This window comes from Roseobacter sp., assembly GCF_024639605.1.
In the GTDB taxonomy this organism is placed as follows: domain Bacteria; phylum Pseudomonadota; class Alphaproteobacteria; order Rhodobacterales; family Rhodobacteraceae; genus Roseobacter.
The window spans coordinates 1-21,472 of record NZ_JAHEHZ010000017.1; the positions used below are offsets into that span (position 1 = coordinate 1).

General features: G+C 61.7%; 26 protein-coding genes and 1 other RNA gene. 9 read left to right on the forward strand and 18 right to left on the reverse strand.

Features of this window, described 5'->3' with window-relative positions; genetic code table 11:
- The 12 genes from Q0M35_RS03870 to Q0M35_RS03925 form a co-directional block, all read right to left on the reverse strand.
- On the reverse strand, positions 1-264 hold a 264-nt coding region (locus tag Q0M35_RS03870), incomplete at its 3' end, for a CocE/NonD family hydrolase (RefSeq protein ID WP_295312618.1).
- A gap of 45 nt (positions 265-309) precedes the next feature.
- Positions 310-1,419, reverse strand: coding sequence for a DUF4147 domain-containing protein (locus Q0M35_RS03875; RefSeq protein WP_295312625.1), 1,110 nt, complete (start codon positions 1,417-1,419; stop codon positions 310-312).
- Between the two features lie 42 nt (positions 1,420-1,461).
- A complete protein-coding gene (gene dtd, locus Q0M35_RS03880; protein ID WP_295312638.1) occupies positions 1,462-1,908 on the reverse strand; it encodes a D-aminoacyl-tRNA deacylase in 447 nt (148 codons plus the stop codon).
- The gene (locus Q0M35_RS03885) at positions 1,905-2,576 is read right to left on the reverse strand and encodes a nitroreductase (protein ID WP_295312645.1); all 672 of its coding nucleotides are present in this window, start codon (positions 2,574-2,576) and stop codon (positions 1,905-1,907) included. The genes dtd and Q0M35_RS03885 overlap by 4 nt, the downstream gene beginning before the upstream one ends.
- Complete coding sequence (locus Q0M35_RS03890) at positions 2,573-3,694, reverse strand: TFIIB-type zinc finger domain-containing protein (protein WP_295312651.1); 1,122 nt, start codon at positions 3,692-3,694, stop codon at positions 2,573-2,575. Before Q0M35_RS03890 ends, Q0M35_RS03885 begins: the two co-directional genes overlap by 4 nt.
- Positions 3,695-3,696: 2 nt before the next feature.
- Positions 3,697-4,113 carry a hypothetical protein gene (locus Q0M35_RS03895; RefSeq protein WP_295312657.1) on the reverse strand — a complete coding sequence of 139 codons (417 nt, stop codon included), beginning with the start codon at positions 4,111-4,113 and terminating at the stop codon, positions 3,697-3,699.
- Between the two features lie 37 nt (positions 4,114-4,150).
- A complete protein-coding gene (locus Q0M35_RS03900) occupies positions 4,151-4,684 on the reverse strand; it encodes a cytochrome b/b6 domain-containing protein (protein WP_295312664.1) in 534 nt (177 codons plus the stop codon).
- 59 nt (positions 4,685-4,743) lie between these two features.
- Positions 4,744-5,853 carry an SPFH domain-containing protein gene (locus Q0M35_RS03905; RefSeq protein WP_295312669.1) on the reverse strand — a complete coding sequence of 370 codons (1,110 nt, stop codon included), beginning with the start codon at positions 5,851-5,853 and terminating at the stop codon, positions 4,744-4,746.
- A gap of 47 nt (positions 5,854-5,900) precedes the next feature.
- Entirely contained in the window at positions 5,901-6,812 is a 912-nt protein-coding gene (locus Q0M35_RS03910) for a DUF2927 domain-containing protein (protein WP_366519635.1), read from the reverse strand.
- Positions 6,813-6,857: 45 nt separating this feature from the next.
- Positions 6,858-8,054 carry a toxic anion resistance protein gene (locus Q0M35_RS03915; RefSeq protein ID WP_295312675.1) on the reverse strand — a complete coding sequence of 399 codons (1,197 nt, stop codon included), beginning with the start codon at positions 8,052-8,054 and terminating at the stop codon, positions 6,858-6,860.
- A gap of 27 nt (positions 8,055-8,081) precedes the next feature.
- Positions 8,082-8,966, reverse strand: coding sequence for a 5-bromo-4-chloroindolyl phosphate hydrolysis family protein (locus Q0M35_RS03920; protein ID WP_295312679.1), 885 nt, complete (start codon positions 8,964-8,966; stop codon positions 8,082-8,084).
- Between the two features lie 293 nt (positions 8,967-9,259).
- On the reverse strand, positions 9,260-10,099 hold the full coding sequence (locus Q0M35_RS03925; protein ID WP_295312684.1) for a pseudouridine synthase: 840 nt from the start codon (positions 10,097-10,099) through the stop codon (positions 9,260-9,262).
- A 61-nt stretch (positions 10,100-10,160) separates the two neighbouring features.
- Between Q0M35_RS03925 and Q0M35_RS03930 the strand changes: the two genes are divergently transcribed.
- Positions 10,161-10,610 carry a nucleoside deaminase gene (locus Q0M35_RS03930; RefSeq protein WP_295312690.1) on the forward strand — a complete coding sequence of 150 codons (450 nt, stop codon included), beginning with the start codon at positions 10,161-10,163 and terminating at the stop codon, positions 10,608-10,610.
- 55 nt (positions 10,611-10,665) lie between these two features.
- Here the strand turns inward: Q0M35_RS03930 and Q0M35_RS03935 are convergent, their stop codons facing one another.
- The 3 genes from Q0M35_RS03935 to Q0M35_RS03945 are packed head-to-tail and all read right to left on the reverse strand — an operon-like array spanning position 10,666 to position 12,323.
- Positions 10,666-11,286 (reverse strand): adenylate/guanylate cyclase domain-containing protein, encoded by a 621-nt coding sequence (locus Q0M35_RS03935; RefSeq protein WP_295312696.1) that lies wholly within the window; start codon positions 11,284-11,286, stop codon positions 10,666-10,668.
- 6 nt (positions 11,287-11,292) lie between these two features.
- On the reverse strand, positions 11,293-11,637 hold the full coding sequence (locus tag Q0M35_RS03940) for a nuclear transport factor 2 family protein (RefSeq protein ID WP_295312702.1): 345 nt from the start codon (positions 11,635-11,637) through the stop codon (positions 11,293-11,295).
- The gene (locus Q0M35_RS03945; protein ID WP_295312709.1) at positions 11,634-12,323 is read right to left on the reverse strand and encodes a metal-dependent hydrolase; all 690 of its coding nucleotides are present in this window, start codon (positions 12,321-12,323) and stop codon (positions 11,634-11,636) included. The genes Q0M35_RS03940 and Q0M35_RS03945 overlap by 4 nt, the downstream gene beginning before the upstream one ends.
- Before the next feature lie 144 nt (positions 12,324-12,467).
- Between Q0M35_RS03945 and Q0M35_RS03950 the strand changes: the two genes are divergently transcribed.
- The 7 genes from Q0M35_RS03950 to rpmG all read left to right on the forward strand — a co-directional run bounded on the left by Q0M35_RS03950 (position 12,468) and on the right by rpmG (position 17,395).
- Positions 12,468-13,124, forward strand: coding sequence for a ceramidase domain-containing protein (locus tag Q0M35_RS03950; protein WP_295312724.1), 657 nt, complete (start codon positions 12,468-12,470; stop codon positions 13,122-13,124).
- 32 nt (positions 13,125-13,156) lie between these two features.
- Positions 13,157-13,444 (forward strand): Asp-tRNA(Asn)/Glu-tRNA(Gln) amidotransferase subunit GatC, encoded by a 288-nt coding sequence (gatC, locus tag Q0M35_RS03955; protein WP_295312730.1) that lies wholly within the window; start codon positions 13,157-13,159, stop codon positions 13,442-13,444.
- Positions 13,444-14,931: an Asp-tRNA(Asn)/Glu-tRNA(Gln) amidotransferase subunit GatA gene (gene gatA / locus Q0M35_RS03960; RefSeq protein ID WP_295312735.1), complete on the forward strand. Its 1,488-nt coding sequence runs from the start codon at positions 13,444-13,446 to the stop codon at positions 14,929-14,931. The genes gatC and gatA overlap by 1 nt, the downstream gene beginning before the upstream one ends.
- The gene (locus Q0M35_RS03965) at positions 14,922-15,725 is read left to right on the forward strand and encodes a hypothetical protein (protein WP_295312742.1); all 804 of its coding nucleotides are present in this window, start codon (positions 14,922-14,924) and stop codon (positions 15,723-15,725) included. Before gatA ends, Q0M35_RS03965 begins: the two co-directional genes overlap by 10 nt.
- A gap of 9 nt (positions 15,726-15,734) precedes the next feature.
- On the forward strand, positions 15,735-16,385 hold the full coding sequence (locus Q0M35_RS03970; protein ID WP_295312757.1) for an N-acetylmuramoyl-L-alanine amidase: 651 nt from the start codon (positions 15,735-15,737) through the stop codon (positions 16,383-16,385).
- Positions 16,386-16,465: 80 nt separating this feature from the next.
- Positions 16,466-16,874: RNase P RNA component class A (rnpB, locus tag Q0M35_RS03975), an RNA gene on the forward strand.
- Between the two features lie 353 nt (positions 16,875-17,227).
- Positions 17,228-17,395: a 50S ribosomal protein L33 gene (gene rpmG / locus Q0M35_RS03980; RefSeq protein WP_011454349.1), complete on the forward strand. Its 168-nt coding sequence runs from the start codon at positions 17,228-17,230 to the stop codon at positions 17,393-17,395.
- Positions 17,396-17,464: 69 nt separating this feature from the next.
- Here rpmG and Q0M35_RS03985 read toward each other — a convergent pair whose 3' ends face one another.
- From Q0M35_RS03985 to Q0M35_RS03995, 3 genes are all read right to left on the reverse strand, one after another.
- Positions 17,465-19,099, reverse strand: a complete 1,635-nt coding sequence (locus tag Q0M35_RS03985) for a sulfatase-like hydrolase/transferase (RefSeq protein WP_295312776.1) — start codon at positions 19,097-19,099, stop codon at positions 17,465-17,467.
- 134 nt (positions 19,100-19,233) lie between these two features.
- Positions 19,234-20,010, reverse strand: coding sequence for a Bax inhibitor-1/YccA family protein (locus Q0M35_RS03990; RefSeq protein WP_295312793.1), 777 nt, complete (start codon positions 20,008-20,010; stop codon positions 19,234-19,236).
- Positions 20,011-20,186: 176 nt separating this feature from the next.
- Positions 20,187-20,396, reverse strand: a complete 210-nt coding sequence (locus Q0M35_RS03995; RefSeq protein ID WP_295312819.1) for a DUF1127 domain-containing protein — start codon at positions 20,394-20,396, stop codon at positions 20,187-20,189.
- A 126-nt stretch (positions 20,397-20,522) separates the two neighbouring features.
- On the opposite strand from Q0M35_RS03995, the gene Q0M35_RS04000 reads away from it, so the two are divergent.
- A complete protein-coding gene (locus Q0M35_RS04000; RefSeq protein ID WP_295312825.1) occupies positions 20,523-21,404 on the forward strand; it encodes a LysR family transcriptional regulator in 882 nt (293 codons plus the stop codon).
- The last annotated feature ends 68 nt before the right edge of the window (positions 21,405-21,472 follow it).

Sequence of the window (21,472 nt, forward strand, 5' to 3'; positions counted from 1 at the left end):
CATCAGACCTTCACTGTCGCCGTTGCCGCGGATATCGACGCGGATGCAGGCATAGCCACGCGCGGCAAACCAGGGGTGGGTCAGCGCATCGCGTGCGCAGGTGCCGTCGCGCTTGCGGTAGGGAAGGTATTCCAGAATAGCCGGAACCGGATCGTCTCCGGCATCGACGGGCCGCCAGACCCGTGCAGAAAGACGGCACCCATCTGACAGGGTGATGCCCATATCGGGCAGCTCTTCGATCTCGCGCTGGATTTTTCCGGTCATGCGCTGACGGTTGCCGGACCGGCGGCTTCTGTCAAGCGCAGGTCGTCATGCTTTTAGAGCGATCACGAGGTCCATCACATTCGTGCCTGTGGGTCCGGTGCGCAGCAAAGCGCCGCGCGCATCGAGCCAGGGGCCTGCGTCGGCGCGGTCCAGGGCGTCTTCGCCTGATGCCTCCCAGGTATCACCGTCGATGATCGCGCCCGCCGCATCGGTGGGCCCGTCGGTGCCGTCGGTGCCTGCAACCAGCACCTGCAGCCCCTGCGTGCCGGCAATGGCGCGCGCGATCAGCAGGGCAAGCGCCTGGTTGCGTCCGCCCTGGCCGGGGTTTTCCGGTAGCACGACGGTGGGCTCGCCGCCGAAAAGATGCAGACCCGGTGCACCGGTTGTCAGGCGCTCTGCGATCTTTGGCGCGATGGTGTTGATGTCATCGTAAAGGGTCTCCGCATCGGTCTGCACCGGCAGGCCACGCTCTGCCGCCGCGGCCGAGACGGCAGCCCGGGCGATGCGGTTGCTTGCCACAATGCGCGGGTAAAATTCAAAGGAAGGGTTTTCCGGCGCGTCTCCGATGCCCGATCCGATCACCGACAGCGCATCGCCCTGCACATCCGAGATCGCCAGCGTGCTTACCCGCGAGCCCTTAAATTCCCGGAGCAAAGCGCCGCCCTTAATGCGGCTCAGCTTTTTGCGGGCGGCGTTCATGGCATGTATGTCCGCGCCTGAGGCCAGCATGTCGCGCGCCCGCGCGCTCAGGCCTGCCAGATCGAGCCCGTCCACCGGGTCCTCGGCCAGTGCCGAGGCACCACCCGAGACCAGCATCATCAGATGAGTGCCTTGCGCCATCGCACCTGCGACCTCGCGGATGCGCGCGCCTGCCTTCAGCGAGTTTTCATCCAGAACGGGATGGGCCGCCTCGATGATCTCGGCATGATCGGGGGCATCCTCGCTGTGGCCGTATTTGGTCACGATCAGCAGCGGTACCTCGCCGAACTGATCCGCCGCCGCGCGCGCCATGGCAGCGGCGGCTTTGCCCACAGCGATGATCTGATCCGGCGCGGGGCAGGGCGTGTCGATCAGCGCGTTTGCCACAGATGTATCGCCGCGTACGGCCCGGACGCCTGCGTCAAAAAGCGCCCGGAGGAGGTCTTTATTCTGCATAGCCGGATTTCTGCCTGTGAACGTGACGGCTGACAAGTCTGCTCAGGAATTTTCTGTGTCGAGCCAGATGGTGACGGGGCCGTCATTGACAAGTGCCACTTTCATCTCTGTTCCGAACCGCCCGGTTTCGACAGGAATGTTCAGGTCCCGCAGGCAATCAGCGAACTGCAGATACAGCGTTTCGGCCTCATCGGGTTTTGCGGCCCCGGAAAAGCCCGGTCTGTTGCCGCGCGAGGTGTCTGCGGCGAGCGTGAACTGGCTTACCACAAGTGCACTGCCACCGGTTTGCGTGAGTGAGAAGTTCATCCTGCCCTCCGGGTCCCGAAAGATGCGCAGTTTTGAGATCTTTGCTGCCAGGGCGCGGACCGTGTCAACGTCGTCGCCGGGCATCGCGCACACAAGAATGAGCATCCCGGGCCCGGTGCGGCCGGTTACTTCGTCGTCAACGGTGACGGAGGCCTCGGTGACCCGTTGCAGCAGGGCCCTCATGATCGCAGGTCCAGAATGTCCGCCACCGCGGCCCGTTCGGTTCGAAATCCGTTGGCCGGGTGGTCGGCGTCGGCGTAGCCAAAGGAGATGGCGCACAGGACCATGCAATCGTCGGGCAGGTCGAAATGTCCGCGCACGAAACCTGCGTAAAAAGCGATGGCCGCCTGGGCAATCGTATCGACCCCGCGGGCGCGTGCGGCCAGGGTGAAGGCGGTGACGAAGCCACCGCTGTCCATTGCGCCATAGGCGCCGAGTGCGCGCGGGCTCGTGATAATGGCCACGTGCGGCGCGTCAAAAAGGGAATAATTGCGCATCATCTGTGCCGCCGAGGCTGCCCGGTCGCCTTTCTCAACGCCCACTGCTTCGTAAAGCTGCCAGCCGCAGGCCCGGCGCCGGTCGCCGTAGATGCCGGGATAGCCGTCGGGCGGATCGAGATCGGGCGCGGGGGTGCCGCCGGCCACCGCTTCCTGGAGGGCATTGCGGAACCGCTCCGTCGCATCGCCGGTGGTCACCGTGACCTGCCAGGGCTGGGCATTGCACCAGGACGGCACATGGCGCGCAGCATCGATGATCGCCCTGATGTCAGTTGGTGACACCGGGTCGGGGCGGAAGGCCCGGCAGGAATAGCGCGCCTGCAAAAGGCCTGTGAGGGTGTCATAGTCGCTCATTGGTTCATCGCATAGAGATAGCCGAATACGGCCGCGACAATCGCCCCCGCGATCACCGCAAGCGCGATTTTTATTGTGGACCAGGGCCGCTCGCCCTGCACCTTGCCCGTGCGCCCGTTGACCACAAAACGAAAGGTCTCTCCCCGGTATTTATAGGCCGCCAGCCACACCGGCAGCAGCACATGTTTAAAAGTTACATCGCGCACGGTTGTATCCACCGAATGAATACGCTGGCGGTCACCGCCGATATCAAAGCGGATGTCGCGGGCAATAGTCGCATCCATGACGGCGCGTGCCTCGGCAAAGCCTTCTTCGAGGGTCACTGCATAGCCTTCGGCGCGAAAGCCGGCGAGGTATTCGGGCGTGTAAGGCTCGAGCGCGGCCAGATCCCAGGGCGCCAGCGCATCGGTGAACCGTTTGGGCAGGCTGCGCGAGGCCAGCACCAGAACGTCGTCGAAAAAGCGTGCGACGCGGCCGCTGACTGAGCGCCAGAGCACTTTGGCCACCCGCACTTTCTCCGGGCCCTCTTTGCGCATCACTGTCCGGGTTTCGTAATAGACTGTGCCACGCTCGCCGGTATAGCCCGACGCGGTATCGGCATCGAAGGTCCAGTAGGGGACATAGATACCCTGCATTCTGCGCCCCTTACGAGCGTAGTCTTTGAGGCCTGAGGGGGCAAACCACAAAGCGCCGAGCCAGTCGTTCATCGCCGCATGCGCGGTCGGCTCGTCAAGGCCAAAGGGCAGGACCGCGCGCGGTTTGATATGCCGGTGGGTGCCGGTATCGGCAACTACGGGTGTGGCACAGAAAGGACATTCGGTGGCGTGTACCTGCGGGTCAAATTCCACTTCGGCCGCGCAGTTGGGGCATTTAGACACCCGGGTAACTTCCATATCCGCCCGCGGCAGGGCATCGCTGAGCGCTTCCTGAAAATCAAGCTCGCGGATGGTGGCGGCGCGCCAGGGCCCGTGATCGAGAGGTTCGGTATTGCCGCAATGATCGCAGATCATCTGCCCTGCGCCAGGATCAAAGCGAAGATCGGAGCCGCAGGTATCACAGGGGAAATGATGCTCTGCCTGCGGTGTGACGGGCGCGGGTGGAGGCAGATCAGAAGCCATCTCTATCCTTTCCGCACAGGCAGCATGCGGCGCAGCGCGCCATCGTTCAGCGTCGTGCTGCGCCACAGATTAAAGATGCCGTGCAACAGCCCCGCGCCCAGCAGGGCGACCAGCAAATTGCGCGGCGAGGGACCTGGCAGGGCATTGCCTGCGGCCGCTGTGAGAACCGCCAGCGCACTCCAGCCAAGCAGGGCATAAAGCGCGCGATGCACCCAGGGGTGGGCTGCGCGCAGACCGCCGGTGAGTTTCGGCCCTGGGCCGTTCATCAGGCCGAAAACAAGTGCGAGGCCCGTCATCGCGAGCCCCGCCAGACCGAAGGCCCAGGACAGCACGGCATGGCTGCTGCCCGCGGCCAGCAGCAGCATCAGCAGGCAGAGCACCGACCAGTGCAGAATTACGGTCAGGGTGCGGCGGGTCACCGGGCGGCTCCTTTTTCCTGCGACGGCAGGCTGTGTTTCACAGGAACCTGTGAAGCGCGCGCGGCACCATAATGCGCAGGGCATTGTCGTGCAGACCAAAATGACGCCAGATGTGAAAAAGAGCGTGCCCGGCCACAAGAGCGGCCAGTGTGTAAAACTCGACGGCGTGCACGAAGCCCACCAGATCGTTGGCGCGGGGCAGGCCCAGAGGTGGTGCGATGGGAACGATGCCGCCGGCCCAAAGCAGCACTGTCGAGGTCAACCCCAGCAAAAATCCTGTCAAGGCCACCAGAAACAGCCCCCAGATCAGCGTGCGGTGCATCAGTGAATGGAAAGTGCGCAGCAGCCCCGTGAGCTTTGGTCCCGGGCGCCCGGCAAGGCCGCGTCGCATGTAGTCGGCCGTCCAGAGCAGCGCAAGGCTGACAAAGATCAGACCGAGGACCGAGTGAAACATAAAAGCTTCCTCGCCCAGCGGGCGGATGTCGTCGGGCTGTACAAAGGTAAACCAGAGCACGAGCGGCAGCATGCTCCAGTGCAGCCATTTTAACCATGTGCGGCGGTGGTATCTCAAGCGGGCCTCCCGGCACGGGGTGGGATCCTTTCATATACGCGCAAGGCAGCGTTTCAGTTTCACGCAGGTGGCGGGGGTGGTGGTGGAAGTACGGTAAACAGCTGCGCCAGTTCCGTCACATCACCTGCGGTCATCCAACCGTCCTGGCCAGGCGTCCAGACCATGGTTTCACGCGTCAGGGCACCATCTGAGGCCATCCGCCCCAGCGATGCCTTGGAGAACGGACCGCGGGTCTGGCCGTTTTCCGCAATGTGCCAGACATGTTCCACGGGCGGCGGTGGCGGTGGTACTGCCGCGCCGGCGGGACGGGCGCCCCACGGGCCGGCCTGCTGCGCCATCGTATGTCCGATCTGCATGCCAAGACCCGCGCCGACACCGGCCTGAATGGCACCTGCTCCGGCACCGTCACGTCCTAGTGCTTCGGCGGCCTGAAACTGCATGTATTCATTGAGGTTGCCGATAACGCCCATGGAGGAGCGTTTATCCATCACCTCTTCAACTGCGGGTGGCAGTGATATGTTCTCAATATAAAGTTCCGGCATGGCAAGGCCGTATTCGGCGAGTTGCGCGCCGATTTCTTTGCCCACAAGCGTGCTGAGTTCGCGGGTGTTCGCGGCCATATCCATCACCGGGATGCCGGCGCGGGCAATGGTGCGTGAAAACTCCTGCACGATGATATTGCGGATCTGAAAGCTGATCTCGTCCATCGTGAATTCCCCATCGGTTCCAACGATTTCCACGAGGAACTTCGCAGGATCCGAGACCCGGATGGAATAGGTGCCAAAGGCCCGCAGACGCACCGGCCCGAATTCCGGATCACGGCAGATCACCGGGTTTTTCGTGCCCCACTTCAGATCGTTGAAGCGGGTGGTGTTTACGTAATAGATCTCGGATTTGAACGGGCTGCGGAAACCATGATCCCAGTGCTGCAGCGTGGTCATGATCGGCATGTTATTGGTCTCGAGCATGTAAAGACCGGGTGTAAAGACATCTGCCAGTTGTCCTTCATGCACAAAGACCGCTGCCTGACCTTCGCGCACAGTCAGCTTTGCGCCGTACTTGATCTCATGCCCCTCGCGTTCGAAACGCCAGACCATCGTGTCACGGGTGTTATCCGTCCAGTGGATGACATCGATGAATTCTCCGGAGAGAAAATCAAAAATACCCATAATGTCAGTCCTTTATATTGTTGTCATCATGTAGTGCATCAGCATTGTTAAAGCGGCCCACTGACCAGTTCGCGGGCGATGATGCGGGTGATTGGTGCGGCTTCGTCCTCGCGCATGCCAGGCTTCAGCCGCGGGTCATAGAGCATTTTCAGCAGCAACTCATCGTGGTTCGTCAGCAGCGCAAATTCGTCGTCGTCGTTAAAGATCGAAGGGCGCGCATCCCGGCTGTCGTTGGCCAGGCCCATCCCCTGTGCCAGCTCTTCGTGAATACAGCTCAGCCGCAGAAGCCCGGGGTTCTCCGCGCGGATCAGTGCCACGGCGGCCGTATATGTGCTGGCATCCGTTCCGGCGGCATAGGCTGCAACCGCGCAGTAGGTGTCGCGTGAGAGCGTTCTGAGCGCATCAAGGCTGCTCGCGGTGATGCCAGGAATTCGTGCCGCAGCGGCATCGAGGGCGGTACTCCGGTCGTCTTCACTGGCAATCACAATCACAAAATTCGGTCGCCCGAAAAAGCTGATCGGATGGCCGGAAACATCCGAAAGTCTTCTGGCGTAGTTGCGGATGTTGATGTTGTCAGCTTCGCGCTGGCTGGGCGGGACAGAGGCACCCGAAATGATTTCCATACGGATCGGTGACGACCAGCGGCGCAAGGGGCTTTCGCCGCCGCGTCCCTGCAGAGCGTTGGCATATTCGTCATAAAAGACGATCCGTTCAAAGTTTTTTGCCAGCGTGTCCGCGGAAAAGGGCGTGTCCGGGCCACCGCCGTCGTCACGCAGCAGGCCCTGACCCATCTGTGCGGTCTGCACCTGCACCAGATAGCTGCGCAGGGCGGCGCTCTCCTGAGAGGTTGGCACGATCTGCGGGGCCGGTGCTGCGACAGCGGGCCGGGCGCGGGGCACCGCACTGCTGGTCAGCACGCCCGTCTCACAGGCGGCCAGCGCCAGCAATGCGGCACTCACAGTGCACCCGTGCCTCAGCCTGTTGACGGACGCCCTCATGGACATTCAGCGCGGTACAGAAGTGCCGGTATTGTCCCCGGTGCCGTCGCCACGGGCTTTGGCCGAGGCAAGCGTATCGCGCAGCTTTGTCTCCATCTCTTTGAGGTCTTTCTCTGCTGCGGCCCGGCGGGCCTTGCCCTCGTCTGCGATCTGCAGCGATTCCTCGATGGTGCCGATCAGATCCGCATTGGCCTGTTTGACGGCCTCGATGTCGAAAACACCGCGTTCCATCTCTTCGCGGATCACCTTGTTGCTCTCGCGAAGGTTTTTCGCATTGGCTGTCAGCAGCTCATTGGTCAGGTCATTGGCGTCGCGCACCGCCGCTGCGGCCTCGGCAGAGCGCTGGATGGTGACCGCCTGGGCCAGCTGGGTCTCCCAGAGCGGCACTGTATTCACCAGCGTGGAGTTGATCTTGGTCACCAGCGATTTGTCGTTTTCCTGCACCAGACGGATCGAGGGCAGCGACTGCATCGTCACCTGACGGGTCAGTTTCAGATCATGCACCCGGCGTTCAAGGTCATCGCGGGCGGCGCGCAGATCACGCAGTTCCTGCGCCACCATCACCTGATCTTTCTCAGCGGCGGCCTCGACATCGGCAGCTTTGGCAGGGATCACCGTTTCATCCAGTTCGCGCAGCTTCTCTTCGCCGGCGGCGATGTAAAGCGCCAGTTCGTCATAGAACTGCAGCGTTTTTTCATACAGCACATCAAGCGATTTAATGTCTTTGAGCAGCGTATGCTCGTGTTTCAGCAAATCATCGGTGATGCGGTCAATCTGGTCCTGCACCTGCTCGAATTTGGCAGTGAACTGCGCAAAGGGCGCGGCTTTGCCCAGCAGTTTCTCCCACCAGCTGCGTTTGCGGCGCACGTCGAGCTCGGAGACCGAAAACCCCCGGATCGTCGAGACGATGTTGCGCAGGCTGTCGCCGGCCGGGCCCACGTCTTTGTTGCGCACACCGCCGAGCATCGCCTGGCTGATTTCCTGCAGCTCGACCTGCGCGCGGCTGCCAAAAGACACGATGGAGTTCGTATCCTCCATGTCGATCTCGTTCATGCGCTGTCTGATTTCTGCGCTTGCAGGTTCATCCGCATCGGCCAGCGTCACGATGGCATTGGCTTCTGCAGGCACCGGCAGCACGACCGCTGTTACTTCTTCGACCTGGGCCAGGGTTTTCTGGGCGCTCGCGCGTGTTGCCTCAGACATATCGGGTTCCTTTCGTTGCGGGCGGCGTCATTCTGTTCGGACCCCCTCGCGTTGCAGACGGTCCCGCAGGACCTCGATTTCGACCGTCAGGTCGCTGTGGTCATCCAGCAGCAGCTTTTCGTTGCGTGCCGCGAAATTCCGCTCCAGATCGTCCAGCAGGACAAGGTAGTCGGTTTTGGCCCTGGCGTCCCGGCTACGGGCATAGATATCTGCAAATTTGACCGAAGCATCCCGTGCGCCCATCAGATAGACGCCAAGATATTTGCGTGCGGCCGTCAGATCGCGCGGATCGTCCTCAACCGTGTTGATAAGCCTGCGGGCGGTTTCCTGAAACTGTTCCAGCCGGGTCATGACATCGCGGTCGCCGGCGCGCAGCAGCGCATCGCGCATGGCTGCGAGGTGTTTGTCAGCCTCATCGACCACGCGGGCCACGCGGTCCTGCTGAAAGGTATCGATGCCTTCCATCCCTTTGTCACTGAGCGGATCGGCGCCGAATGCGGCGAGATGAAGCCCGGTTACCACCATGCCAAAAAGCACCGCCGCCACCAGTCCGCTGCCATGGCTGACAGCGCCCAGCCCGATACCGGCACCCGCCAGCAAAGCGGCGAGAATTTTTCGTGGCAGAGCAGGGCGGCGCGCCACTTTACGGGCATGCCAGGAAGCCTCGGCCTGTAACCCGCCGCGCAACAGCCAGGCGCCGAGGCTGAGAATGCCGGCACCGGCAACACCGGTCGCAAGCCCGAGCGCGCCGTTAAAAAGCGAGGTGAAAAGCAGGGTCAGAGCGGGCAGGAACATCAGATTTGCCCGCGCGCCCGCCGGATCGACACGCGCTCCGGAATAGGAACCGGCCGGACGGTCAGACCCGTCTGTACGGCCGCCGGGGCTGTATTTTCCGCCAAAGCGCTGCGCCATGCGTCAGACCCCGCCCAGCAGTCCGGAGGTGATGCCGAGCATCACCAGGAGCAACGCCACATAGGCGGTTTTCTGAAACGTGGTCGGTGTCATGCTCTCTCCCTGCACGGCAGCTCAGTTTAATATAAGTGCATTGCTGCACCCGCGCCAGTTCTCAATCGGTCAGGCCCGGCGTGTGGGGGGCAATGCATCACCCGACGGTACAGTTCGCAGGCATATGTATCAATCTGGTGCCGGCCGGCGCGCTTTTACAGGGGGAATTTCGCCGCCCGGGCATCACGTTTTACGGCCTGTCACCGCTTCGGGCGGTGAGGTGCGCGGGTGTGCCTGACACCGGCGGGTCGTTTGCCGCCGGGTTTCTTCGAGTCGGTCACGCGGGCGGGGGCTGTCGGTACTTCGTCGGGCAGGCCCAGCTGGTCGCGCACGATTTTCCGGCGCACTTCCTCAACCTCGCCCGGCTTCAGGCTTTCCAGCCGGAAGGGGCCATAGCTGATGCGGATCAGCCGGTTTACGATGAGGCCCACATCGCCGAGCGCACGGCGTATTTCGCGGTTGCGCCCTTCGCGCAGTGACACGGTCAGCCAGGCGTTGGCCCCCTGCTGCCGGTCGAGGCTGACGGTCATCGGCTGAAATCTTTCGCCATCCACAGTCACGCCGCGGCGCAGCGGCTCAAGCGTATCATCCGTGGGCCGGCCGTTCACCCGCACCCGGTAGCGTCGCAGCCAGCCTGTCGAGGGCAGCTCAAGGCGCCGTTTGACCGCGCCGTCATTGGTCAGCAGCAGCAGACCCTCGGAATTGATGTCGAGGCGTCCGATGCTCATCACTCGCGGCATATCTTCGGGCAGGCTGTCATAGATCGTCTCCCGGCCCTTTTCGTCAGCATCTGTGCTCACGAGGCCCACCGGCTTGTGATAAAGCCACAGACGTGGCGGCTCAGGCGCGCCCACGGGTTTGCCGTCCACTTCTATTTTATCCGCTGCTGTGACGTTCAGTGCCGGTGAACCGATCACTTTGCCGTTCACAGAGACCCGGCCGATTGCGATCATGCGTTCGGCTTCGCGGCGGCTTGCGACACCGGCGCGGCTCAGGACTTTGGCAATGCGGTCGCCTTCGGGCGTTTTGGACGCGGTCATGGGGGCCGCATATCCTGTTCGGGGCTCTTGCGAAAGGGGCCGCTTTAGGAGACACCGGCACATGGTCTTTACGTCTTTCATGGAGCAGGCCCTCTCGGAGGCGCGCGCCGCGGCCAAACGCGACGAGGTGCCGGTGGGCGCGGTTGTCGCGGATGCGCAGGGTCGCGTCATCGCGGCGGCGGGAAACCGGACGCGGGAGCTTAACGATCCGACGGCCCACGCAGAGGTGCTGGCCATCCGTGCGGCCTGTGCATCACTGGGATCAGAACGGCTGACAGGCTGCGACCTCTATGTGACGCTTGAGCCCTGCCCGATGTGTGCAGCGGCCATTTCAGCGGCGCGGATCGCGCGGCTCTATTACGGGGCAGATGATCCTAAGTCGGGCGGCGTGGCGCAGGGGCCGCGCATCTTTTCGCATCCGCAGTGCCATCACGCGCCGGAAGTCTATGACGGCATCGCCGCCGAAGAATCCGAAGTCATGCTGCGCGCGTTCTTTCTGCACCGCCGCTGACCAGGACCCGTCTGTCCTGCACGGGCGGTTTTGACCGCTTTGGCTGCGCGCTGCTTCAGCTCTCAGAACTGCGCTCCAGCCGGAAGGTTTTATGCATACCGGAAAGGCCTTTCAGCGGGACATCGACAGCGTCGGCAAATGCGTAACAGACGCTGCGCCCCAGGAGGATCCGGGTGGCATCGGAGAGACGGATTTCGTCCGGGGCTGCACTGGCGGCGATGCGGGCGGCCTTGTTGACCACGGTGCCGAAAAAGTCGCCCTTGTTTTCGATCACCTCACCGGTGTGAATGCCAACGCGCAACTGCAAGGCAGGCTCGGTGCTGTCGGAAAGGCAGGATTGCTGCAGGCTCAGCGCGGCATCCAGTGCTGCGCGAGCGGTGGGGAAAGTCGACATCGTCCCGTCGCCCAGAGATTTGACCAGTGTTCCGCCGTGACGCGTCACGGTATCCGTCACCATGTCGAGATGTGCGTTAACCTTCAGCGTCCAGAGACGGTCGCCGACAAGATCCGCCAGCGCCGAGCTGTCGACCACATCGGTGAACATCACCGAGGCCAGACCCTCGCGACCGGCAGTCTCGAACCCATCGCGGGCTGCGGCCATCAGCGCATCCAGCGCGCTGTGTTCAATCCCCAGTTTCTCAAAGTTGGGTGTCGGGTTTGACAGGTGGATCTGCACGATTTTCTAGGCACCTGTTTCGAGGGTGAAGATGAATGTGATCCGGTATTCCGACGTCACGCCCGTGTCATGGAAATGAATGTCCGAGTGCCAGAAAGCCCAGCCGGTGCTGCCCTGTTCAAAGGCTTCGGTACTCTGGTTGCGGTAGCTGAAAGCGGGCACTTCGGCGAAGTGGTCGGGCAACCCGCGGCGCAGCACGCTGCCGCTCCAGAGCTCACCCGACGCGGTGCCGACATAGCGCAGTGCTGCATCCCGCGAGAGCAGGTTTTCGACGGTATCCCGGTCACATGTGCGCACAGCTTCATTCCAGCGCGTGACAATCGCCGCGATTTCCGGCGAGGGGGTGATCACAGGGAAATCGGCTCCATGACCTGCGGCTCGATCACATCAACACCCGGCAGGCCCGCGATCAGGTCGTCTGCGGACTGTTCGAGCAGATCAAAGGTGCGGTAGTGGCAGGGAATAACGGTTTTGAAATCGAAATAGCGCTTCGCGGCCCAGGCGGCGCCGGCCATGTCCATGGTAAAATGCCCGCCTGCGCTCAGGATGCCGATGTCGGGTTTATAGTAGGCGCCGATCCAGTCCATGTCGGCCATGATGCCGGTATCACCTGAGGCATAGACCGTGTGGCCCTCGCCCCGGATGATGAACCCGGCTTCGCGGCCGACAGGGGCGTCCGGTGCGCCGCCCAGCGAGGTGGAATGCAGCGCAGGCACGAGGCTCACTGAGACGCGGCCAAGCTGCACCGTGCCGCCCATGTTGAAACCCACCGTCCTGAGACCGTCATTGCCCTCAAACCAGGTCATCAGATCATAAATGCCGACTGCGGGTGCGCCGAGGGATTTCGACAGCGGCACCAGATCGGTGATGTGATCAAAATGCGCATGGGTGATCAGGATATGCGTCGCACCCCGCGTTGCGGGCGCGTGCTGGGCATCGGTGAGCATCGGGTTGCCGGTAAGCCAGGGGTCCAGGAGCAACACCTGATCCTCGATTTCGATGCGGAAACTGCCGTGTCCGAGCCAGATGATTTTCATTGAACCTCTCCCGTGATGCGATAGGTCGAGTGTAGTGCTGTTTTGTCGGGTTGGGGACCCTTGGCCGGGAGGTTTTTTCGCACCGCGCGGCCCCTGGTCCTGGACATTCAGGCAGGGCCAGCGGAAAAAGGGGCGTCAGAGAGCATGGACTGGACACGGGCGGTGGATGCCTATTGCGAGCGGACAGGGCCGGAATACTGGTCAGAGCCTGTGAATGCGATGACCAATCTTGCCTTTGTGCTGGCGGCGGCTGTGATGTGGCAGCGCGCGGCAGGTGCGCCGCTGGCACGCGCACTCTGTCTGGTGCTGGGGGCCATCGGGGTCGGCAGCTATCTCTTTCACACCCATGCAGAGGTCTGGGCGGGGATGGCGGATGTTATCCCGATCGGGATCTTCATTCTTCTCTATCTCTACGCGATGAACCGGGACGCCTGGGGGATGGGGGGCTGGCCCGCACTGGCCGTGACGGCGCTTTTTGTGCCCTATGCGGCCCTGCTGGTGCCGGTTTTTGAGAGGATCCCGGGGCTCGGGTCTTCGGCGGGCTATGCGCCGGTGCCGCTGCTTATTCTGATCTACGCTGTCCTGCTGCGCCGGCGTTTGCCTGAACTTGCGCGCGGGCTGGCTTTGGGCGCGGGGCTTCTGATTGTCTCGCTGGCCTTTCGCACAGCTGATCTGCCGCTCTGTCCGCAATGGCCTTTGGGCACGCATTTTGTCTGGCACCTGCTCAACGGCGTGATGCTGGGGTGGATGATCGCCATCTACCTGCGCTCCGGGCTTGGCAAGCGGCAGGCTGCGCGGTAAACGGCGCTCTGAGCTGAAAAGGAAACCTTTCGATGTCCATTGACGAGACCACAGCTGCGCGCGTCGCGAAACTGGCCCGGATCCGGGTCGAGCCTGAGGCCCTCCCGGCGCTGGCAGGCGAGTTCAACACCATTCTGGGTTTCATCGAGCAACTGCGCGAGGTGAATATCGAAGGGGTGGAGCCGATGACATCCGTGACCCCGCAGGTGCTGCCACAGCGTGCCGATGAGGTGCATGAAGGCGATCAGCAGGACAAAATCCTCGCGAATGCGCCCGACGCGCGCGAGGGGTTTTTCGCAGTACCGAAGGTGGTTGAGTAATGGGCGATCTGAACAAACTGGGGCTGGCAGAAGCGCGCGATGCGCTCAGGGCAGGCGAGACCACTTCAAAGGATCTTACAGAGGCTTGTCTTGCAGCCATCGAAGGTGCCGGCGCTCTCAACGCGTTCGTGCACAAAACACCTGAACTGGCGCTGGAACGCGCAGCGGCTGCAGATGCGCGGCTGGCTGCGGGAGATGCCCCCGCGATGTGTGGTCTGCCGATCGGGATCAAGGATCTTTTCTGCACCAAAGGTGTGGCGTCTCAGGCGGGTTCGCGGATCCTGCAGGGGTTTCTGCCGGAATACGAATCCACCGTGAGCCAGAAGCTTGCAGATGCAGGCGCGGTGATGCTGGGCAAGCTCAACATGGACGAGTTCGCGATGGGCTCGTCGAATGAAACATCCGTGTACGGCAATGCTGTTAATCCGTGGCGGCGCGGCAATGACGACGCGGCGCTGACGCCGGGCGGGTCCTCGGGGGGGTCCGCCTCGGCGGTGGCCGCGGATCTCTGCCTTGCCGCAACCGGCACGGATACAGGCGGGTCCATCCGGCAACCGGCGGCCTTTACGGGCACGGTCGGGATCAAACCAACCTACGGCCGCTGCTCGCGCTGGGGTATCGTGGCCTTTGCCTCCTCGCTCGATCAGGCCGGTCCGATGACCAAATCCGTGCGCGATGCGGCGATCATGCTGGAAGCGATGTGCGGGCATGACCCCAAAGACAGCACGTCCGCCGATATTCCGGTGCCCGATTTCGAAGCAGCACTGACTGGTGACATCCGTGGCAAAAAGATCGGTATCCCGAAAGAGTACCGCATGGACGGTATGCCCGATGAGATCGAAGCGCTCTGGCAGGACGGTATCGCGATGATGAAAGACGCCGGTGCCGAGATTGTCGATATCTCGCTGCCACATACCAAATACGCGCTGCCTGCCTATTACGTAATCGCGCCGGCGGAGGCGTCCTCTAACCTCGCGCGCTATGACGGAGTGCGGTACGGCCATCGTGCGTCGCTTGAGCAGGGTGACGGCATCACCCAGATGTATGAAAAGACCCGCGCCGAAGGTTTCGGGCCGGAAGTGCAGCGCCGTGTGATGATCGGCACCTATGTGCTCTCGGCAGGTTTCTATGACGCCTATTACAACCGCGCGCGCAAAGTCCGCACCCTGATCAAACGCGATTTCGAAGAGGTATTTGCCGCAGGGATCGACGCCATCCTGACACCGGCGACGCCTTCGGCGGCTTTTGGCCTCGGGGAGATGACCGATGCAGACCCTGTTGCGATGTATCTCAACGATATTTTTACCGTCACGGTCAATCTTGCCGGTCTGCCCGGCATTTCAGTGCCTGCGGGTCTCGATAAACAGGGGCTGCCACTGGGTCTGCAACTCATCGGACAGCCCTGGGCGGAGGCCGACCTGCTGTCGGCGGCCTATCGCCTCGAGCAATCGGCGGGATTTGTGGCAAAGCCCGGAAAATGGTGGTAGCCTTACTGGAAAACCAGAACACACAGGCTCTGATGATGCGCATCCGTTTAACTCTTGCACCCTTTCTGCTGGCCGGCCTTGCGGCCTGCGCCCCGCAAATTCCTGACAGTGCGCGGGGGGTCGGTTTCGATACCTACAGCATTCAGTCGCGTAACGCCGCGCTTGAATCCTCCACCACAAGGGTGCCTGACACAATCCTTGCGCCGCCCGGAGGCACTGGTGCTCCGGGGCCCGTGACCGGTTATGAGCCGGTCGCCGGTTCAGCTGAAGCGACAGCACTTGAAGCAACGCGGGTTCTCGAGGCCACACGCCCCGGCGGGGCGCAGGGTGCTGCACTGAACTCGGGTGTTGCTCCGTTGCAGGCAAGCCCGGCTAATCCGGCACCTGCTGCTGTGAACAACCCGGGTATCTCGGATGAAAATGATTTTGCCGCCGTGGCGGAACGTCAGACAATCGAAAGTGACGCGGCACGGATTGAGCGGAACAAAGCGCAGTACGAGGTTGTGGCGCCCACGGCGCTGCCCGAGCGCACAGCCGGAGATCAGCCCAACGTAGTGGCCTTTGCCCTGCAGACATCGCATCCGGTCGGAACAAAAGTTTATTCCCGCGCCGGCCTGAACGGCGCCGCACGGGCAGAACGTAACTGCGCGAAATATGCCTCGCCGGATCTGGCGCAGATCGAATTCCTGTCGCGGGGCGGGCCTGCGCGGGATCGCCTCGGGCTTGATCCGGATGGTGACGGTTATGCCTGCAGATGGGATCCGAGACCGTTTCGCAGGGCCTCCAACGGCTGATCTGCCGGGATGAATTCCCGTCCTTCACCGAACTGCGGTGCGCGCCGTAACGGCCTGACACCCCATATCGTGGTCCTCCACTATACAGCTATGGCAGATGCTGCGGCAGCGCTCGACCGGCTCTGTGATCCGGCATCGGAGGTATCCGCGCATTATCTCATCGACCGCAGGGGTGAGATTACGCAGATGGTCGATGAAAATGATCGCGCCTGGCATGCAGGTACGGGCGAGTGGCGTGGTCTCGTTGATATCAATTCCCGCTCCGTCGGCATTGAACTCGACAATACCGGCAGACATCCCTTTCCCGAACCTCAGATGGCAGCGCTTGAAGACCTCCTGACCGGCATTCTGGCACGGCACCCGATCTTACCTGAGGATGTCATCGGCCACTCTGATATGGCGCCCGGGCGAAAATCTGACCCCGGGCCGCGATTCGACTGGGCCAGGCTGGCGCGCAGGGGGCTCGCCGGCCCGATGGCGGGACACGCCGACACGCCGCGGAATTTCCGCGCGGCGGCCCGCGCGGCCGGCTTTACCGCCGATGTGGACGACGAAACCCTGCTCGCTGCAACCCGGTTGCGCTTTGCACCCTGGCGGAACGGGCCGGTATGCGACGCGGACTGCCGGCTCTGGTATAGCGCAGGTGACGTTCCGCGGTGAGAATTGCGTCCGGCAGTACCCCCGGCCACCGGATGAGCCCCATTGACTTGAGCCCGCTTTCGGCGCACCACCGGCAGCGCGCGGAAGGCCGGATGGCCGCGGTCCTGGCAACGGGATCGAGGAAAGTCCGGACTCCCAGAAGCAACGGTGCCGGGTAACGCCCGGGCGGGGCAACCCGACGGAAAGCGCCACAGAAAAGAAACCGCCTTGTCACCCGGTCGGGCAACCGAAACCAGTGGCGGGTAAGGGTGAAACGGTGGGGTAAGAGCCCACCGCGCGACTGGCAACAGAAGCGGCACGGCAAGCCCCACCGGGAGCAATGCCAAATAGGGATCGCGCGCCGACCGGCAACGGAAGGCGGGGCCGCTTTTGCCCCAGCAGATCCGGGTTGGCAGCTGTAGCCATACGGGCAATCGTATGGTCAGAGGAATGGTCATCGAACCGGGGTAACCCGGGGAACAGAATCCGGCTTACAGGCCTTCCGCGCATATTTATGGCCCCGTGGGGCCGAGTATCAGGTTTCGCGTGCAGAGGGCGCCGGGCCGGGTGCATAGAGTCTTTGCCCGGACGCTCCGGCCATCATGCCCTGGAGGTTATTGCGCCCTCGCGATGGCCGGGTTATCACCTGACGGACGCCTTTGCAGAAATCACCGCGACGCAGTGGCAGCCTCACCCGTGCAAGCTCTCTCACAGGCCCTGCGAACTCAGGCAGGCAGAGGAGGGTCACAGCAGCGCGTCTGTCTGAGCTTTTGCAGTTGACTCGCCCGGGCATCCGGTTAAAAGCCGGGTTTCAGGATTTATGCGTCCCCTCACCGGAGGGCGCGCGCAGCAGGAGACTTAACATGGCTAAGCCAACCACCATCAAGATTCGTCTGAACTCCTCGGCGGGGACAGGCCATTTCTACGTGACCAAGAAAAACGCCCGCACCATGACTGAAAAGATGGTTGTCCGTAAGTATGACCCGGTTGCGCGCAAGCACGTTGAATACAAAGAAGGCAAGATCAAGTAAGATCGCCTTTGATTGCGTTTCAGGGCCGTATCCTTCGGGATGCGGCCTTTTTCGTTCCACCGGACGGGTTTACGGACGGCGCGGAACCTTGCCCCGATACCGCGCGACCAGGTCCGGCGCGACCTCAGTGCCATCCACAAGGCCGAGCAGCACGCCGGTATCATTGCCGCCTGCACGCTGTGCCCTGATCTCATCTTCGGAGACGGTCAGGCGTTGTGACATGCGCAGCCCCCAGGCGTGCAGCTTTTCATACATCCGTTCTCTGATTGTTGCATAAGCCGGATCTGCCCCGAGATCAGTAAGCTCATCTGGATCATTGCGCAGGTCAAAGAGCATGGGCCGGTACCCCGCGACGCACTGGACAAGTTTCCAGTCGTGATCGGCCACCATAAAGAGCCGTGCATCCCGGGGTGTCGCTTCAAGCGCGGCGCCAACCGGATGTTTAGAATAATCGTATTCGCTGATTACAAAGTCACGCGCATCATCAGGTGTCTGCCCTTTTAGATACGGCATCAGTGACCGGCCCTCGACGATATGATCCGGCACGGTCGCGCCTGCGGCGTCTATGATCGTTGCGGTCACGTCAATGGATTCGACAAGTGCGTCACAGGTGATGCCGCGGGTCGGGTCCGCGCTCCTGCGCGGGTCACACACAATGAGCGGCACCTTCACGGAAGGCGCGTGAAAGAGGTCCTTCTCGCCCAGCCAGTGATCGCCCAGATAATCCCCGTGATCCGAGGTCAGAATGATCATCGTGTCATCTGTCCGACCGCTTTCCTCAAGCCAGTCAAAGAGTCGCCCCATCTGATCATCGCATTGCCGGATCAGACCCATATAGGCAGGAATGACTTTGTGGCGCACATCGTCGCGCCGGAAGCTCCGCCCGATAATGGTGTCGGTAAAGGCTTTATAGAGCGGATGCGGGTGCTCCAGCTCCGCAGGGTCCCGCGTCGCCGGGAGCACGTCTGCCGGCCCGTACATATCGTTATAGGGCGCCGGCACGATATAGGGCCAGTGTGGCTTGATGTAGCTCAGATGCGCGCACCAGGGTCCCTCTGCCTGAGCAATGAAGTCCATCGCCTGCGTGGTGAGCCAGGGGGTCTCGCTGTCTTCTTCAAGGATATTCGCGGACCGGTCCGCGTTCTGCATGAACCAGCCGCTGGCAATCGTGTCGTCATCTGCCGCTGCATTTGCGAAATCGGCCCAGGGATTGTCGCCGCCGTACCCCCGGCTTTTCAGATATTCGTTATAGGGACTGCGCGCGCTGTCGTAGGGGCCGGCCGGTCCTTCGGCCCAGAGCCCGTCATCGCGGCACCAGATGTCAAATCCGCACTCGGCCTGGCGTGCGCCGATCACGCTGTCTGGTGCGAGGCCCAGCCGCGCCATGCCGGCCTTATCGGCCCGCATGTGCGTTTTGCCGATCAGCCAGCAGCCGGTGCCATTGGCGCGCAGGTGATCGCCCAGGGTCGGCTCGCCCACCATCAGCGGCACCCCGTTCCATTGCGCGCCGTGTGAGCTCACATACCGTCCGGTATAGGCACTCATCCGGGCAGCGCCACAGACAGGCGACTGTGTATATGCGTTGGTGAAGCGGACACCCTTGCGTGCAAGGCGGTCGATGTTGGGTGTTTGCAGGGTCGGGTGGCCCGCGCAACTGAGATAATCGAACCGCAGCTGATCAAACATAATCCAGAGAATGTTCACGGCTGTCCCCTTTTAACCCAACCCATTGATGACCGGTGCGAAGGGTTTGTCGAGGCCTGGCCCGCGCGGCGCGCATAAAAAAACCCGCCGGCTCCTGAGAGACGGCGGGCTGCTATCTGGTCCTGGAAACCGGATTATTCGCGGTTGCCGAAGAGCTGCAGGAGCATCATGAACATGTTGATAAAGTTCAGATAGAGGCTCAGTGCGCCCATAATACCGGACTTGCGCAGCCACTCCTGGTCGCCATGGTGGGCGTGCGCGAGATAGGTGTTTTTGATGTTCTGCGTGTCGTAGGCTGTCAGGCCCGCAAAAATCAGGACACCGATCGAGGATATCGCGAACATGATCGCCGGCGAGCCGATGAACAGGTTCACAAGGGATGCCACGATGATACCGATCAGGCCCATGAACAGGAACGCGCCCCAGCCGGAGATATCTTTTTTTGTGGTGTAGCCCCAGAGCGACAGACCAGCGAACGCGATCGACGTCACAAGGAAGATCTGTGCAATTGAGTATCCTGTGAATACCAGGAAGATCGAGCTGATCGACACACCCATAACCGCCGCAAAGACGTAGAAAACAGTCTGTGCTGTCGCAGCTGACATCCGGTCAAGCCCGGCGGTGAAGCCGAATACGAAGATCAGCGGCGCGAACATCACCAGCCATTTCAGAGGCGAGGTATAAAGCGCGGCACCAAGACTTGTCAGGTACTGATCAGGGCCGATCTGCGCTGCTGCCAGCGCCGGATCAGTGGTTACCGCGAGGCCGGAAATGGCCCAGGCGGCGGCAAAAGTGATCAGCATGCCCACGGACATTGTGCCGTAGACTTTATTCATATGGGTGCGCAGACCCTCATCAATCTGGGCGGCGCGGGATCCGGCCGCAGACCGGATTGTATTCACGTCAGCCATATTAAGACCTCCAATAATCTCAACAGACGCGTCAGACCTTCTGCGCGTTCTCCGGATGAATATCGGGTTCAACGACGGCTATTTCAAGGCTTTTCGCTCAGGAATACGCCCGATTGCGCAGAAATGGTTAACCAGAGGTCCATTCCTGCGCTTCAGGCGCCTGCAGAGCCGCCATACTAAAGGTTTTTCCAGCTTTCCGGCACATCCCAGACGGTCAGGCGGGCCTCTTTCTTTGCGGCTCGTTGAGAGACGCCGATATCGTGCAGTGCGGCCGCATCGAGACGGGCCAGCGCGCGGCGGGAGCGCCACAGGTCAAGACGGGTGCGCAGCGAGGTGCGGGTACGGGCGTGTCGGGCCGGGCGGGTCATTGTGTCGATCAGGGACATGGGAGAATATCCTTTCCAGTTGTGTGATGATTTAAGTCTGTTTCATCATTTTGCTTGATATATGTGACACCGCGTGGTTCATATTTAAAACGAATGTTTGTTGGCCTAAGCATCACGGATGGTGATATGAGAAATCTTGACGTTACGACCTTACGGTCTTTTGTGGCGGTGGCGGATGCCGGCGGCGTGACACGTGCTGCGGGTTTTCTGCATCTCACGCAGTCAGCCGTCTCGATGCAGCTCAAACGGCTGGAGGAAATTCTTAACGTTGATCTGCTCGACAGGTCCGGGCGAACGATTGCGCTGACGGCATCGGGAGAGCAGTTGCTCGTCTATGCGCGGCGCATGGTTGCGCTGAACGACGAGGTGATCAGCCGTCTGACCGATCAGGAATACGAGGGCGAAATCGTGCTGGGGGTGCCGCATGATATCGTTTATCCGGCTATTCCTCAGGTTCTGAAGCAGTTCAACACAGCTTTTCCGAGGATGCGCGTCCATCTTGTTTCGTCTTATACGCGGGCGCTCAAAGATCAGTTTGGCAAGGGAGAATGTGATCTGATCCTGACGACAGAGACTTCTGCGGATCCGGGGTCTGAAACGCTCTGCCACAAGCCTTTGCGCTGGATCGGCGCACCTGGCGGGACGGCATGGCGGCACACCCCGCTGCGTCTGGCCTTCGGCCGGCAGTGTACCTTTCGCCCCCGTGTCGTCGAAGCGCTGGATACTGCCGGGATCCCGTGGAGTGTCATCGTCGAAACGGAAAGTGACAGAACGATCGAGGCCACCGTGAGTGCTGATCTGGCAGTGCATACGATGATCGAAGGAACCGAGCCGCCGCATCTTGAACGGATCGATCATAACGGAACCTTGCCGGACCTGCCTGAACAGATGATTAACCTTTATGGTGCTCAGTCGGGTAAAGGTCTTGTGCATGACACGCTCGCCGGCTTTTTGCGCCGGGCCTTCGCCGGTACAGAAGGCGCAAAGCTGCGCGCCGTGAACGCCTGAGGGCTGCTGGCAGGTCTCCGGGTCCCGGTTTGCGCGCGGAAAGATTTGCAGGCTTTGATAATTGAATA